The organism is Clostridium bowmanii, from assembly GCF_018861315.1.
GTDB classification, from domain to species: domain Bacteria; phylum Bacillota; class Clostridia; order Clostridiales; family Clostridiaceae; genus Clostridium_AD; species Clostridium_AD bowmanii.
In genome coordinates, this window is record NZ_JAHLDL010000003.1 from 69853 (window position 1) to 85837 (window position 15985).

The 15985-nt window shown below is 30.6% G+C and carries 12 protein-coding genes, 2 pseudogenes and 1 other annotated feature; of the genes and pseudogenes, 7 read left to right on the forward strand and 7 right to left on the reverse strand.

Features of this window, described 5'->3' with window-relative positions; all coding sequences use genetic code 11:
* Position 1: 1 nt before the first annotated feature.
* The 3 genes and pseudogenes from KPL51_RS24625 to KPL51_RS02640 form a co-directional block, all read right to left on the reverse strand.
* A pseudogene (locus tag KPL51_RS24625) lies at positions 2-268 on the reverse strand (FeoB small GTPase domain-containing protein); the annotation flags it as partial.
* Between the two features lie 77 nt (positions 269-345).
* Entirely contained in the window at positions 346-585 is a 240-nt protein-coding gene (locus KPL51_RS02635; RefSeq protein WP_216156948.1) for a FeoA family protein, read from the reverse strand.
* 341 nt (positions 586-926) lie between these two features.
* Entirely contained in the window at positions 927-1898 is a 972-nt protein-coding gene (locus KPL51_RS02640; RefSeq protein WP_216156951.1) for a serine hydrolase, read from the reverse strand.
* Between the two features lie 397 nt (positions 1899-2295).
* Between KPL51_RS02640 and KPL51_RS02645 the strand changes: the two are divergent.
* A pseudogene (locus tag KPL51_RS02645) lies at positions 2296-3366 on the forward strand (urease accessory protein UreH domain-containing protein); the annotation flags it as partial.
* A gap of 144 nt (positions 3367-3510) precedes the next feature.
* Positions 3511-4422 (forward strand): transposase, encoded by a 912-nt coding sequence (locus KPL51_RS02650; protein WP_216156954.1) that lies wholly within the window; start codon positions 3511-3513, stop codon positions 4420-4422.
* 370 nt (positions 4423-4792) lie between these two features.
* Here the strand turns inward: KPL51_RS02650 and KPL51_RS02655 are convergent, their stop codons facing one another.
* Positions 4793-6160: a sensor histidine kinase gene (locus KPL51_RS02655; protein ID WP_216156957.1), complete on the reverse strand. Its 1368-nt coding sequence runs from the start codon at positions 6158-6160 to the stop codon at positions 4793-4795.
* Positions 6161-6163: 3 nt separating this feature from the next.
* Positions 6164-6844, reverse strand: a complete 681-nt coding sequence (locus KPL51_RS02660; RefSeq protein ID WP_216156960.1) for a response regulator transcription factor — start codon at positions 6842-6844, stop codon at positions 6164-6166.
* A 191-nt stretch (positions 6845-7035) separates the two neighbouring features.
* Here KPL51_RS02660 and KPL51_RS24240 point away from each other — a divergent pair, with 191 nt between their 5' ends.
* Complete coding sequence (locus KPL51_RS24240) at positions 7036-7245, forward strand: DUF1450 domain-containing protein (protein WP_216157397.1); 210 nt, start codon at positions 7036-7038, stop codon at positions 7243-7245.
* 268 nt (positions 7246-7513) lie between these two features.
* On the forward strand, positions 7514-7696 hold the full coding sequence (locus KPL51_RS02670; protein ID WP_216156963.1) for a hypothetical protein: 183 nt from the start codon (positions 7514-7516) through the stop codon (positions 7694-7696).
* A 314-nt stretch (positions 7697-8010) separates the two neighbouring features.
* Here the strand turns inward: KPL51_RS02670 and KPL51_RS02675 are convergent, their stop codons facing one another.
* Positions 8011-10134, reverse strand: a complete 2124-nt coding sequence (locus KPL51_RS02675) for a sensor domain-containing protein (protein WP_216156966.1) — start codon at positions 10132-10134, stop codon at positions 8011-8013.
* A gap of 382 nt (positions 10135-10516) precedes the next feature.
* Here KPL51_RS02675 and KPL51_RS02680 point away from each other — a divergent pair, with 382 nt between their 5' ends.
* The 3 genes from KPL51_RS02680 (at position 10517) to thrS (ending at position 14036) form a co-directional block, all read left to right on the forward strand.
* Positions 10517-10759 carry a hypothetical protein gene (locus KPL51_RS02680; RefSeq protein WP_216156968.1) on the forward strand — a complete coding sequence of 81 codons (243 nt, stop codon included), beginning with the start codon at positions 10517-10519 and terminating at the stop codon, positions 10757-10759.
* Positions 10760-10808: 49 nt separating this feature from the next.
* A complete protein-coding gene (locus tag KPL51_RS02685; RefSeq protein ID WP_216156970.1) occupies positions 10809-11705 on the forward strand; it encodes a polysaccharide deacetylase family protein in 897 nt (298 codons plus the stop codon).
* A 58-nt stretch (positions 11706-11763) separates the two neighbouring features.
* Positions 11764-11967 (forward strand) — a binding site (T-box leader).
* Positions 11968-12098: 131 nt separating this feature from the next.
* Positions 12099-14036, forward strand: a complete 1938-nt coding sequence (thrS, locus tag KPL51_RS02690; RefSeq protein ID WP_216156972.1) for a threonine--tRNA ligase — start codon at positions 12099-12101, stop codon at positions 14034-14036.
* A gap of 133 nt (positions 14037-14169) precedes the next feature.
* On the opposite strand, the gene KPL51_RS02695 is transcribed toward thrS, so the two are convergent.
* A complete protein-coding gene (locus tag KPL51_RS02695) occupies positions 14170-15828 on the reverse strand; it encodes a glutamine--tRNA ligase/YqeY domain fusion protein (RefSeq protein ID WP_216156974.1) in 1659 nt (552 codons plus the stop codon).
* Between the last annotated feature and the right edge of the window lie 157 nt (positions 15829-15985).

Below are 15985 nucleotides of genomic sequence, written 5' to 3' on the forward strand. Positions count from 1 at the left end.
CACTTGCGAGAAGAGAGTAAGTACCTGGTAAATCCACAATAATAAAGTCTTTATCTTTATGACCATATTTTCCTTGAGAATTTACTACGGTTTTTTCCGGCCAATTTCCTGTATGCTGATGAAGTCCTGTTAGTGCATTGAATACTGTACTTTTGCCTGTATTAGGGTTCCCGGCTAATGCAATGACATAATCTTCTTCCTTTAATTTTTCTACATTAAAAAGATCTTTTAGACCTTGTTTATTGCTAGAACTGTGAGTTAGACCCATTATTCATCCTCCTTTTTCTATTGTTATTGGTATCTTTTTAGTGAATGATTAGCAGTTATTATCATTTCAGTAAACATCTATACCATTCTTACCATAATATTTTTTGCTTCCTCTTCTCTTAGGGCAATGCAAGTATCTCTAATAAGGTATGCAGTAGGATCTCCAAAAGGGCTCTGCCTAAGTACGTGGATAATGGTGTTTGGTATTATACCTAAATCCAACATTCTTTGTCTTGATAAGCCTTTTGAAAGCAATTCTACCACTTGTGCTTTCTTACCTACAGAAATTTCTGTTAATTTTACCGTTGTGATTTCCATTGTTTCACCTACTTTACTAAGCTAAGGCATTTAGGCCCATCAAAGATTGAGTATATTTATTTCAATGTGCCATTGCTTTATATTATGAGTTTATAGGTGAAATCGCCACTTAAAATAAAAAAAGTATATAACCCGTAAAATTAATTTTACAGTTTATATACTTTCCATTTTGAACCAAGTCATGGGCTTATATTATCTACGTAATTGTAGTTGAAATCTAAAAAAAACATATGTGCCATAAATATATTCTGTACACATATGCCTCAAATCATCATCTTAAGTTCTAAAATATCTTCAACTATTATAAATTTCATATTACTCTTTAAGATTTACCCACTTTATTATTCTTGTGCATCGTATATCAGCTTAGATACTTTTGCAATAACTTCATTTGCCTCTGGAATGCCGTCTGTAAAAGCAACAAGAATATATGGATTTTCTTTATTCACTATGGCTATATCATTAACACACTCACCAAAATCTCCAATTTTATGAGCTACAATTTCCTTTGGAATATACTTGTCTATCCTGTCATGATACTCTGTTTTTTTCATAGCTTGAATCATAGTATCATAGTATTTATTATTATCAACATTAAAATATAGTTTTTCTAAAATCTTGCAAGAATCTTCTGCTGTTGTATTATTTCCACTATGAACTACTGTATGATCAAGCATTTCTTCCATATAATCATATTTATTTTCAATGCCCACTTTTCTTAAAATCATATTTATGGCTATATTGTCCGAATACCTTATGGAATAATCACTTAAAGTCTTTATACTAATCGGACTGCTTAAATCCGTCCCTTGAAGTATTCCTGCACCTTCTTCAAAGTCACATTCTTCATATTTTAATTTTTCATTTATATTTATTTTTTTATCCTTAACCATATCATACATGAGCATATTTATAGGTACCTTTATTGTGCTGGCTGCCACAAACTGCTTGTCCCCATTTATTATAATAGATTTGCCAGATTTTATATCATAGTAAACCATTCCAACTTTATTTATGTTATTGCCGATTAAGGCTCTAATTTGACTTTCTAAAGTATCTAACTGGGCTTGTTTTTCGGAATTTTCTTTTGTCCTTTTTTGCTTGTACTCTAATAAATGCTGTTTTTCTATCTCATCATGTTCAGCTTGGGACATCCCATCAGACAATCCATAACTATTACTTTTATTATTGGTGGATATAAAATTAAATGCTGCAATGCTTGCATCAGCTGCTACTCCTTGTTTATTTATAAAAAATGTTGCAAAGCATACCATTAATGTAACTATAAAAATTGCAGTATTCTTACCTTCCATGGACCATTCCCCCTTAATCTTATGTATGTTTGACAACTATTATCAGTTATTAAAACTCTTAAAAAAACCTCTTATTTTAACAATACACTATTTATATGTCAATTTAGTTACAATATCGCTAACAATTTGTAAATTTATTTTCTACCTTAATTTACATTATACCTTAAATTTTGTCAAAGTTTTATATTTTTTTATATTTTTTTATATTTAATGAAAAAATAGGAATAGCGGGGGAATCAGTGGGTGTCGTTGGGGGAATCTGCGCGAATCAGTGGGGACGGTTAACAAGTATTTGTAAAAATACTTGTCTTATTAGAAATTAGATTTGTTACTTTAATCTTCATGCTAAGCGCTTATACTCTAAATTAGATGATATTATTTAAAAAGAAGGTGTAGTATGAGTAATAAAAAACAAAAAATTAAAGTTTACAACATGACATGTACCTCCTGTGAAGCTAGAATTGAAAAAGCCTTGATGGATATACCTTAAGTTACAAAGGTATTAGCGGATTACAAAAGTGAGAGTGTATTTTTAGAATATGATGATGAAATTTTAAACATGGTAAATGTTAAAGAAAAAATCTCAAAACTTGGCTATAGTACAAATAACCCTGGTAATTTTAAGATTATTGGTCTGCTAGTTATAGTTGTTGCAATTTTTCTTTTAAGCAAGGCTGGAAATAGCTTTGATATGGATTCTAAACTAAAGAATGATTCCTATTTTGTTTTATTTGTAGTGGGTATTTTCACTTCCCTACACTGCGTGGGTATGTGCGGTGGCATAATGTTATCCCAAAGTATTTCAACAGGAAATAAGACTAATTTTGAGGCTCTAAAACCTTCTTTGGCTTATAATCTTGGCAGAGTACTATCATATACTATTCTTGGTGGAATTGTTGGAGCTTTAGGTTCTGTTTTTTCGCTTACCCTACCCTTCAAAGCTGCTCTTCAAGTTTTGGCTGGACTTTTCATGATCGTTATGGGTCTCAATATGTCTGGCTATGGTATTTTTAGAAAATTCAACATAAGGTTACCTTGGTCTACCTGTAATATTAAAAAAAGCGGAAAGGCTCCATTTGTTGTAGGTATTTTGAATGGTTTTATGCCTTGTGGACCTCTTCAAACTATGCAACTATATGCTCTTGGAACGGGTAGTGCTATAATTGGCGCCACTTCAATGTTTGTATTTGCTCTTGGCACAGTGCCTCTAATGCTTGGCTTTGGAGCTATTTCTGGTCTTTTAAGTAAGGACCATACTAAGCAACTTGTAAAATTCGGAGGAATTCTTATAGTTGTTCTTGGGCTTATTATGGGTAATCGGGGGCTAGCTCTTGCTGGCATTAATGTATCCCCTATGGCTTTTGCGAATAATACCACTTCTAAGAAGGCTGCCCCTTCTGGAAATGTTACAAAGGCTACTATTACAAATGGAGTTCAAGTAATAAACATGACTGCTAATGCTAATGGGGACGGTTAACAACTAATTAAACCATTAAACAAAAATAACTGGAACTGATTAAAAACTATTTGAACTAATAGCTGAAAATATGAATATCACCCTAACTCATTGGAAATAATTTAAATAAAAACTAATGAGTAGGGGTGATTTTTTATGGCAAGAATGGCAAGATTAAAAGCAGCTGATGCTATATTTCATATTATGTGTAAAAGCATCAGCGAGGTAGATTTATATAGGGATTCTGAAGATAAGGAAAAGTATTTATCCCTTGTAAAGAAGTATAAAGATCTCTATAAAGTTAAAATTTACGGATACTGTCTTATGGATAACCATGTACATTTATTGGTTGATTCTAATGGCTCAGACATATCAAAAGTCATGCATGGAATAAATTTTTCTTATGCAACGTACTTTAATAAAAAATATAAAAGGGACGGACATCTTTTTAAAGATAGATTCAAGAGTAAAATTGTTGATAATGAATCATACTTAAGAACCGTATCATTATATATACATAATAATCCTACAGATATAGGTAAATTTAAGGATTGTCCTGAAACCTATGCTTTTTCTAGTTTAGGAATATATATAGGCAAAAGGCGAGATCATTTCAACATAATTGATTATGGCTTTGTTATGGGGTTTTTCGGTAATAATCTTGACACTGCAAGAAAAAATTACATTAGCCTTGTTTTGGGGAACACCGATGAACAATTAAAAGATGAACTTGAATTTAAAGGTGAAAAAACAGAATATAGAAGTGGACGAATAATAATTGAAAGAAATTTCACATCCGAAGATGTGCTGAAATTTATAGCATCAAAAATGAATATATCTGAGCTTCATTTTCATAGGAAATACAGTAGAAAGCTTGTAGGAGTAAAAGCCTTAACTGTTGTTTTACTGCGCGGTCTCTGCAATTTTAAATTTAGTGATATATCTAGCACCCTTGGAAACATTACACAGGCTAGGATTTCTCAATTAACTAGCATCGGTATTGAGATGATTGGAACTGACAAAAAATACGAAAGTATTATTGAAGAATTTATTGAATCTTATGCTTAAAAGCAAGTTTTAATATTTGGCTTACGCTGAGTTTAATAATGAAAACAATTTTTTTTAATAATCTTTTTTAACAAACAAAAAAATCAAGTCGTTAGTTATGTTTTATTTAAAATATTATAAACTTGGACATGCCTAGAAAAATATCAGAAATATTAATCCTCACCGTTAGGATAACTAAACCGACTTCTATCTAAATGTAATTGGCAATAAAGAAACACAAGTTTTAAATTAAAAACTTGTGCTTCTTTTGTATAACAAATATAAAAAGTTATTAACCGTCCCTAGCTATTCGTTGCATATGATGGTTTAAATAGTTGTTAACCGTCCCCACTGTTTCGCCCACCATTGATTCCACCAAATTACAACTCAATCATAAAACCCTATTAAAATATATCGTAACCACGCACCCTGTGCCTTGTTTGTTTTTGATTTCTATGCTTGCCTTATGAAGTGTTAAAATGTTTTTTACAATAGTTAATCCTATTCCCATACCTTCTATTTCGTGTCTACTTTTGTCTCCCCTATACAATCTTTCGAATATATATGGTAAGTCCTCTTTACTGATACCAATGCCTGTATCTTCTATTTTTAATATTATTTTTTCATCGACTTCTTTTAAAGTGATATTAATTTCCCCTTGCTCTGGAGTGAACTTAACTGCATTTGAAAGCAAATTAATAATTACCTGTTTTATTTTATCTGTATCACCTAAAATGTTAAATTGTTTACTAGTATTACAATCTAAAGTCATTTTAATGTTCTTGTTTTCTGATATTAGCTCAAATTCCTTTACAACTGATGAAAGTGTGTCTTTCAAAGAGATTCTTTCAATGTTCAATACTACTTCTTCACTTTCTACTTCTTTTAACCCATTTAAATTATCTAAAAGCTTTCCAAATCTAATAACCTCTTCATTGAGGTATGTTAATCTTTCATTGTCTATTGGAAAAACACCATCTATCATAGCTTCAAAATTGTTTTGAAGAATATTAAGCGGAGTCCTAACTTCATGAGATATATCCGATATCAACCTTTTTCTAAGAATATCCTGGTGTTGAAGCTTTTGCCCAAGTGTATTTATGCTATTTCTTAAATCTTCAAGTTCTAAAATACTGCTCTTATCATTTGATCTTTCATGATAATTTCCATTTGAAAGATGAACTGAAATCTTTGAAACTTGCCTAAGAGGAGTAGAAAATTGCTTTGAGATAAACAAACTAATTAATATCGTTATTAAAGTTGAAAGTACAACACTTAAAACAATACTTTCATTTATTGAAACTTTGAAGTTCACATCTTCTTGGGATAGTATTACTGGAGCATATTGTCCTATTTCTACGTATCCTATAATTTTGTCTGCAGGTTTTAGTTCAAATGTACTTGTAGTATAAACCCCTTCATTTTTAACGTGCATGTTAATATTAGGGTCCAGTGCCATGCTTTTTGGGTTCATTCCCCATACTACTTTTTTATTTTCATCCTTAAGAGTAAGGCAATAATTACTCATGTAGGCTTCATGCATAATTTCTATTCCTGAGTTTTCATTCCACTTATTAGTTTTTTTATATACTTCTTCTAAATATGTTACTATTCTAACATTTCTCTTGTTTTGTATTTCCACTAAGTATTTATTAAAAGTTCTTGATATTGCTATATTCACAGAAAGTGTAGCTATGAGAAGCCCTAATATAGAGGTGCATACCAAAATAATACTTAATCTTTTTCTTATACTTTGCATAACTTAATCACCACCAAATTTATAACCAATTCTAGTCACGGTTACTATATATTTTGGATTTCTGCTGTCTTTTTCTATCTTTTTACGTATATTTTTAATGTGTACATCTATTGTTCTGTCAAACCCTTGAAAATCTATTCCCATAATTCTTTCAATTAGCTGCTCTCTAGTAAATACTTTGCCCCCATTAGACGAAAGAATATGCACTATGTCAAATTCATTTGGGGTAAGGGATACTTCTACACCTTGCACCTTAACTATTCTTTTTTCATAATTAATTTGTAGTTCTCCATTGTTAAAAACTTTTGTTGCAGATTCATGTATATTAAGCCTTCTAAATAAGGCATTTACTCTCGCAGTTAGTTCTCGTGGACTGAAAGGCTTAACTAGATACTCATCTGCACCAAGGTTTAATCCTTCTATTCTATCCTCTAATGTACTCTTTGCGGTAAGCATAAATATATGCACTTCAGAAATTTTTCTTAAAGTGCTACACACCTCTTCACCTGATATATCTGGCAGCATTAGGTCTAAAATAACTAAGCTAAATGTAATTTTCTCGAAAAGTTTTATTCCCTCAATACCTTTTGTAGCACAATAAACATTATATCCCGCTTTTTCAAGATATGCCTTTTGTATTTCTGATACCTTTTCCTCATCTTCAATAATTAGTATGTTATCCACTTTTCTATCCCCTTTTAAATTTATGCTATTTTGTTAACCGTCCCAACTGTTTCCACTCATTCATTTGCTTATCTATTTGTTAACCGTCCCCAAATGATTCATGATTCATTGATGATTTATTTATCAATTAAATTATATTTTCTCAATATCTAGCATAATATATAGATGAATCTTATTTAGGGGGTGGTAATATTAAAGTTAAATTTTGCAAACACAATCATTGGAATGATGCTGTAATTACTATGATAACTGAAACTCATCCTAATATAAAGATATCTGAAAAAAAATGTTTTGGGAAATGCCATAAATGCAAATCTCATCCTATAGCCATGATTCATAAAGAACTGTTAGTAGGTACTGATGAACAAGATTTATACAATATAATAATCAGCAAATTATAATTACCTTAGGCACATTGAAATAACTAATAAGTCAAATAAATGATCTTCGACTTATTAGTTATTTCAATGTGCCTTTAGCTTATTACTCATAGAATAAATCTATCAAAAACATATGTAGTTCTTATGAAGATTATATGCAATAAAGTTTTTGGGGGGAATATTACACATACGAACCCTTCGTGCTACACTTTAATGTTATGCTTAGTAGAGTAGCAAACTATAATGCACATTGTTATATAATACAATTGCTGAAAAAAGGTGGAATATGATGGTTATAACCGGTAAAAAAGTTGGAATGCTTGCAGGTACTTTAGCAATTTTAAGTTCAATATTTACACTAGCAGGCAATTTGTTATATAATGAAAGCTTTTCGTATGTAGCAATTGGACTAGCATTATTTTCTGGTGTTACGTTGTTTGTTTTATGTTCTAACAGAACTAAAAAACTGTAATTTTAAAAACAACGGATTCGCTTTAGATTCGGTATTTTACAAACAAATAAAAACAGATATAAAATAAATGTCACTGGATTTTTCCTTAAGAAGGATAAGCATGAAGTGATTAATGAGAAGAAATTTTTAAGACTACAAAATATAAAATCATTATTCATAGCAGTAACTTTTATCATCATAGGTGCATCAGGCTTATGGTGGAGTTCAAAAAATTATATTATTAAAATAGCAGGGGTATCCCGTCCCCCTGCTATTTTTACGTGAATCTATAATAATATAATTGCGTGATTTTAAAAAGCACAGCCCTTTTATTTCTAATTATAAGGTTCAATCCAATTAGTTTTTAAGAATTTTTCCTCAATTTCTTCCGGGGGGAGGGGTTTACTAAAATAATAGCCTTGTATTTGATTACAGCCCATGCTTTGAAGTAATAAAATCTGTTCCTTTGTTTCTACCCCTTCTGCAATAACGTCTAAATCAATTTTTTGTGCAAGTTGTATTATTCCATCTACTATGGCTTTTTCTCTTTCATTTGTAACAATGTTGTCGATAAATGATTTATCTATTTTCAATGTATTTATAGGTAACTGTTTTAGATAACTAAGAGAAGAATATCCCGTTCCAAAGTCATCTAAGGCAATGTTTATACCTAAACTTCTAATCTCAGTAAGTAATTTAACACCCTTTTCAAAATCCTTCATTAATATACTTTCTGTAATTTCCAGTTCCACAAATCTTGTATTAACCTTTGTCTCAGATATAATTCTTTTTAGGTTTTCTTCAAATTTATCATTTTGAAGTTGAACTGCGGATAAATTTATTGCAATAGTATCATATAAGTACCCTTTGCTTTTCCAGAAATTATTTTGTAAATACACAGTTTTTATAATCCACTCACCCATAGGAATTATTAGTCCACTTTTCTCCGCTACTGGTATAAATTCATCTGGAGATATTCTTCCAAGCTCAGAACTATTCCATCTTAAAAGTGCTTCAAAGCCCTTTATTTTATTATTTATAATATCAATCTGTGGTTGATAATAAATTTCCAGTTCATTATTTTCTAATGCATGCCTTAATCCCTTTTCTATTTCAACACGTCTTACAACTATTTCACTCATGTTCTTATTAAAAAAAGAATATTTTGCTTTACCATTATATTTAGCACTGTACATTGCAGTATCTGCATTTTTCAATAATACATTGGTTGCATTCCCATCATCGGGGAATACTGTAATGCCAATACTTGCTGAAGTATAAAACTGTTTACCAGCTATTGATATTTCATTGTTCAATGTGCTTAGTAGTTTTTCGCAAAGACAAGTTATCTCAGAATAATCCTCAATATTTTTCATTAAGATAAAAAATTCATCTCCGCCTACTCTTGCAACAAGATCTCCCTCTTTAAGATCAACTTTCAAGGATATTGCAACATTTTTTAATAATTCATCTCCATAGTCATGACCTAAAGTATCATTAATTTCTTTAAAATTGTCTAAATCAATAAACAATACAGCAATTTTATCACTTTTATCTTTAGCTTTAAAAATTTCATTGTCCAAGGTACTAATAAATAATCTCCTGTTAGGTATGTCTGTTAATATATCATAAAACTGCAATTTATTAATTTTATTTTCAGAATCCTTTTGACCCGATACATCTGTAACAGATCCAGAAATTTTAGTTGCAATGCCGTTTTTATTTCTCATACACTTGCCCCTAATTAGAATCCATCTATCTCCGCCACCATTAAATTTAATTTTCAAATTACTTTGGTAATGTAACGTTTTGCCCTCAATGTGATTGTTAAAATCATCTACCGCAATTTTCTTATCTTCCTCCACAACTAACTTCATTAAATCCTTTAAATTCCTCATAGTATCCTTATCATATCCTGTAATATCACTAATTTTGTCTGAAGAAAAAAATTCTTTAGTTATAAGATCAATTTCAAATATGGCATCATTAGAACCTTCTAAAGCTAATTTATATCTTTCTTCACTTTTTTCAATTATTGCTTGTTTCTCATGTAATTCATCAAATTGTGCCCTTAATTCCTCCTCCGCAGCTATTAGTTGCTCATAGGTAGCTTGAATTTCTTGATAGCTTCCTTTTAATGTATGTGACCAAGCCTTACTTTTCTTAGTAAACTCATTAATTAGAAAATATATTATAAAAGATGATATAAGTACATAAGCCCACCCTTTAATGGTCTGTATTCGTGCCATTAAGGCTTTACTTTCAATAATAAGATCTAAAATTTTGTCTGAAAATAATACCCAAATGCCACCGATTAAAGCATACACAATAGTTACTTTAAGTGGCATTTTTCCTAATCCCACATCATCTTGAAATAACCAATCTATATTAAGTCCCTCAGCATTAATCTTTAATTCTTCTTTTGCAATCCTTTTTAAGTCAATTTTTTTCCCATTCACCTAGTTTCCTCCTATTAGCACTTACAAAGCATAGAGCCCGTTTTACATTTTATTTTAAAGCATATTAATATAATTATCGTCAAATTTAATTTTTTATTAATAGTTTTTTACAAATTTTATTTATTTATTTATTTTTGAATTTATGTATTTTTTTATTAAATTTTAGTATATTATTAATTTAATGGTTTTCTCTCATTTGTTACAATATTTTATACAATATTCATTATAAAAATGTATATTTGTATAAGATAATTTGATATATTTTAGTTAATGTTGTTAATTTTTGTTTTTGTAACTTTATCGTAATACATTTTAATATAATACGGTGTATTATATTGTTATATTGTCGTTTGGAAAAATATTCATTAAAGGAGTTTTTAAAATGAAAAAAAGAAGTATAATCACCACTACGATTTTGGGTATTTTAATCGTAACTTCCATATATTTTAATTCTTTAAATACCAATAAAATTAAATTTGCTGAACTTAAAACTGAGTCTTTGAAAATTGAATTCCAGTCCTTAAAAGCTGAAAATCAAACCTTAAAAGAAACAAATGAGAAACTTACCGAAACAAATACAAAAGTATCATTAAAGGTTAATAATTTAAAAAATGTTACTAATTAACATAAATGCTTTAGGCCTATTAAAATAAATATAAAAAGGAGGTTTTACTATGAGAAATTCAAAAATAAAGAAAAAACGCCCATTAGGACTTCTATTAGTTAAAATTTTCATTTTTACACTATGTATCTCTTCACTTGTACAAGCAGCTGTTGGGCAAGCAACCGTTGTACGTGGCGAAAATGAAAGTACTTTACTATTACAGCAGATAAGCCAAATTCGTAGCCATAATAAAAAATTAAAATTAGAAAACAAAAATCTCCAAAGTGGAATCATAAAAAAAGAAGCTTCATATAAAGAAAAGATGGCTAATACTAAAATAGCTTATTTAACTTTTGATGATGGTCCATCAGAAAATACTGTAGAAATATTGAGAATTTTAAAGCAATATGATGTTAAAGCCACTTTTTTTGTAAATGGTCATCCTAATTACTCGTATCTTTATAAACAAATTTCTGATGAAGGACATCTTCTAGCTAACCATACTTATAGTCATGAATATAAAGATATTTATAACTCTCCAGATAATTTTAAAAATGATACAGAAAAATTAGATCGGTATCTTACATCAGTAACTGGCAAAGAACCTAATTATATTTTACGATTCCCAGGTGGATCTAATAATACAATTAGTAACAATTTTGGTGGCAATGAAATAATGACCTCCGTAATTAAAGAAATGAATGCATCTGGTTATAAGTACTTTGATTGGAATGTTGATTCTACTGATGCTTCTACTTACTGTCAAGATAGAAATAAAATTGTACAAGCAGTTTTAAGTGAAAGTAGTCAAACTAAACATGCAATTATATTAATGCATGATTTAGCTCCGAAGATTACAACTGTACAAGCCCTACCTGAAATTATTGAGGGTCTTAAAAATCAAGGATTTATTTTTGATGTACTTTCTAAGAAAGCTTATGCACCACAGTTTACAGTAGTAAAATAGTTTTATTGGAACCTTGACATTTTTACTGCAAGTGCTATAATTAATGTAAATTCAATAATTTAACACTACGAAGAGAAAAGTAAGCTCTAGCGCATTTGCAGAGAGAGAATACCCTAGCTGTAAGTATTCTTAAATGTTCATTGTTGAAGACTGCCTCTGAGTGACTTTAATAAAGTCCGGTAATTACGTTATAATTATTAAGTGGTTTATTTTTATAAACAATTTGGGTGGAACCGCGGGAAATTATAATCTCGTCCCTTTTCTTTAGCTAGAATTGGGATGTGGTTTTTTTGTTTTATTAAAAAATATGCTAGCAATACTTGTGCATAATTTTATGCCTGGTTATTTTTTAAATATTTTAAATTAATTTCAAAAGTGAAAGGAGCAATATATATGATAAATATTACATTAAAAGATGGTTCAATGAAGTCTTATGAATTTGGTATGACTGTATTTGAAATTGCGAAAGATATTAGCGAGGGACTTGCCAGAGTTGCTTGTGCTGGAATGGTAAATGGTAAAACTGTAGATTTACGTCAGAAAATCACTGAGGACTGTGAACTTAGTATTCTAACTTTTGATGATGAGGAAGGAAAAAAAGCCTTTAGACATACCGCTTGTCATATATTAGCTCAAGCAGTTAAAAGATTATTCCCTGATACAAAACTTGCCATCGGACCTGCTATAGATGGAGGTTTCTACTACGATTTTGATAAACAAGGTTCCTTCTCTGCTGAGGAAATTATAAAAATTGAAGAAGAAATGAAGAAAATTGTTAAAGAAGATTTACTAATAGAAAGATATGAACTTCTTCGATCTGAAGCAATATCCTTTATGCTAGGAAAAGATGAAAACTTTAAAGTTCAATTAATTGAAGACCTTCCAGAGGATGCAGCATTATCCTTCTACAAACAAGGTGAATATACAGATCTTTGTGCAGGACCACATTTAATGTCTACAAAGCCTGTAAAAGCCTTTAAACTTACTCAAGTTGCAGGTGCATACTGGAGAGGTAACGAGAAAAACAAAATGCTTAGTCGTATATACGGAACTGCCTTCACAAAAAAATCAGATTTAGATGCTCATATAGAACAAATGGAAGATGCTAAGAAAAGAGATCATAACAAGCTTGGACGTGAATTAAAATTCTTTACAACTTCTGATGTTATAGGTCAAGGCTTACCTCTACTTATGCCTAATGGTGCAAGGGTAATCCAATTATTACAACGTTTTGTTGAAGATGAGGAAGAAAAAAGAGGCTATGTTATAACTAAAACTCCTCTTATGGCTAAGAGCGATTTATATAAAATGTCTGGCCACTGGGATCATTATAAAGATGGAATGTTTGTCCTTGGTGATGAATCTAAAGATGAAGAAGTTATGGCACTTCGCCCAATGACTTGCCCATTCCAATTTACAATTTATAATGCTGATCAAAAGAGTTATCGTGACCTTCCAATTAGATATGCAGAAACTTCAACATTATTTAGAAATGAATCTTCAGGTGAAATGCACGGCCTAATAAGGGTACGACAATTTACTATTTCAGAGGGTCATTTAGTTGTTAGACCGGATCAATTAGAAGAAGAATTTAAAGGTGTAATAAATTTAATTAACTATTTGATGGAAACATTAGGACTTGAAGATGATATCACTTATAGATTCTCTAAAGGGGATCCAGATAATAAAGAGAAATATATTGATAACCCAGCAGCTTGGGCAGATACTGAAGCTAAGATGAAGGATATATTAGACCACTTAGGAATAAATTATAAAACAGCTATAGATGAAGCTGCTTTCTACGGGCCTAAACTTGATCTTCAAATCAAAAATGTTCATGGTAAAGAAGATACTATAATTACTGTTCAAATTGACTTTGCATTACCAGAAAGATTTGACATGAATTATATTGATAGTGATGGAGTTAAAAAACGTCCATATGTTATCCATAGAACTTCAATTGGTTGTTATGAGAGAACACTTGCAATTTTAATAGAAAAATATGCTGGTGCTTTCCCAACTTGGCTTGCACCGCTGCAAGTTAAGGTTTTACCTATTTCTGAAAAATTCCATGATTATGCTGACTCAGTAGTAGCAAAACTCAAAGCAGCTAACATTAGAACTTCAGGAGACTTTAGAGCAGAAAAAATTGGATATAAGATTCGTGAAGCTCGTAATGAAAGAGCTCCTTTCCTACTAATAGTTGGTGAAAAAGAAGCTGACCTAAATGAAGTTTCTGTTAGAAGTAGAAAAAATGGTGATGAAGGTTCAATAGCCCTGGATTCCTTTATTGCACGAATTAAAGAAGAAATAGAAACTAGATTATTATAATAAATAAAGCCATTACATAGAGTTCATTAAAATGTACTCTATGTAATGAAAATCTTTTAAAAAGCAGACTTAAAAATACCCTTACATCACAAATGTGATATAAGGGTATTTTTATAACCTTTTAAAGACTAGACTATTTTTGAATTTTAAAAGAACTTTTTAAAGATACTATTCTATTAAACACTAGTTTACCTTGTGACGTGTATCTAGAATCCACATTGAAATATCCATGTCTGAAGAATTGAAATTTATCTTGTACCTTTGAAGTTTCCATATTGGGTTCTACAAATCCTTGTAAAATCTCTATAGAGTTTGGGTTTATTTGATCTAAGAAAGTCTTTCCTTCTTCTTTTTCTTCATCTAAAATTAAAGGTTCAAACAATCTAAATTCTGCTGGTACTGCATTTGTTGCATCTACCCAGTGGATTGTTCCTTTAACTTTTCTTCCTGTAAATCCACTTCCACTCTTAGTGTCAATATCATAAGTACAGTGTATTTCGGATACATTTCCATCTGAATCTTTAACTACATCATTACATTTTATAAAATATGCTCCCTTTAGTCTTACTTCGTTTCCTGGGAACAATCTGAAATATTTCTTTAGTGGAATCTCCATGAAATCTTCTTGCTCTATATATATTTCTTTTGAGAATGACACTTGACGAGTTCCCATGGATGCATCATCTTGATTATTCTCTATTTCTAGCATTTCCACTTGAGCTTCAGGGTAGTTTGTAATAACCACTTTTAGTGGTCTTAGAACTGCCATAGTTCTAAGTGTTTTTGGGCTTAAATCTTCCCTTATAAAGTGTTCAAGCATTTGACCGTCTACTGTACTGTTAGCTTTTGCAACCCCAATTTCTCTACAAAAATTACGTATAGCATCAGGAGTATAGCCACGACGTCTAAGTCCTGCTATAGTTGGCATACGTGGGTCATCCCAAGCATCTACAATGCCCTCATCTACTAATTGCTTAAGATTTCTTTTACTCATTACAGTATTTGTAATGTTTAATCTTGCGAATTCTATTTGTCTTGGTTTATTCTCCATTTCACAATTGTTTATAACCCAATCATATAGTGGACGATGATCTTCAAATTCTAAGGTACATATTGAATGTGTAATTCCTTCAATTGCATCTTCTATTGGATGGGCATAATCGTACATAGGATAAATACACCATTTATCTTCTGTATTGTGATGTATTGCATGAGATATACGATAAATTATTGGATCTCTCATGTTTATATTAGGAGAACTCATATCGATTTTAGCTCTTAGAACCTTTTCTCCGTCAACGAATTCGCCTTTTCTCATACGGTCGAATAGATCTAGGTTTTCTTCCATAGTTCTATTTTTGTACGGGCTTTCTTTACCAGGTTCTCTTAGTGTTCCTCTGTACTCTTTCATCTCTTCAGCTGTTAAATCACAAACATATGCTTTATTATTTTTTATTAATAATACAGCGCGATCATACATTTCTTGAAAATAGTTTGATGCGAAAAATAGTTCATCCCACTCATATCCAAGCCATTTTATGTCTTCTTCTATGGAATTAACGTATTCTTTATCTTCCTTTGCTGGGTTAGTATCATCAAAACGCAAGTTTGTCTTGCCGTTAAATTCATCTGCAAGTTCAAAGTTTAATATAATTGCTTTTGCATGCCCAATGTGCAAATACCCGTTTGGTTCTGGTGGAAAACGAGTTATGATTTTACTATGTTTTCCGCTTTCTAAATCATCCATGACAATGTTTCTTATAAAATTTGATGAAGTGGTTTTATCTTCCATACTTGTCACCTTCCTTTTAATCTACCTTACCTGTAAATTTTCTCTATATTCTAATAAATATATCACAAAAATAGATTTTTTCCTAGGATTTTTATGGTATTTGTTAACATAAAGCGGTATTTTTCCACATATCGTAATTTTTAAGATAACTTTATGT

Excerpts from the sequence above, each read along its gene's own strand:
- KPL51_RS02635 (WP_216156948.1), bottom strand. The coding sequence starts at position 585 with ATGGAAATCACAACGGTAAAATTAACAGAAATTTCTGTAGGTAAGAAA.
- KPL51_RS02655 (WP_216156957.1), bottom strand. The coding sequence starts at position 6,160 with ATGCAAAGTATAAGAAAAAGATTAAGTATTATTTTGGTATGCACCTCT.
- KPL51_RS02640 (WP_216156951.1), bottom strand. The coding sequence starts at position 1,898 with ATGGAAGGTAAGAATACTGCAATTTTTATAGTTACATTAATGGTATGC.
- KPL51_RS02650 (WP_216156954.1), top strand. The coding sequence starts at position 3,511 with ATGGCAAGAATGGCAAGATTAAAAGCAGCTGATGCTATATTTCATATT.
- thrS (WP_216156972.1), top strand. The coding sequence starts at position 12,099 with ATGATAAATATTACATTAAAAGATGGTTCAATGAAGTCTTATGAATTT.
- KPL51_RS02685 (WP_216156970.1), top strand. The coding sequence starts at position 10,809 with ATGAGAAATTCAAAAATAAAGAAAAAACGCCCATTAGGACTTCTATTA.
- KPL51_RS02670 (WP_216156963.1), top strand. The coding sequence starts at position 7,514 with ATGGTTATAACCGGTAAAAAAGTTGGAATGCTTGCAGGTACTTTAGCA.
- KPL51_RS02680 (WP_216156968.1), top strand. The coding sequence starts at position 10,517 with ATGAAAAAAAGAAGTATAATCACCACTACGATTTTGGGTATTTTAATC.
- KPL51_RS02695 (WP_216156974.1), bottom strand. The coding sequence starts at position 15,828 with ATGGAAGATAAAACCACTTCATCAAATTTTATAAGAAACATTGTCATG.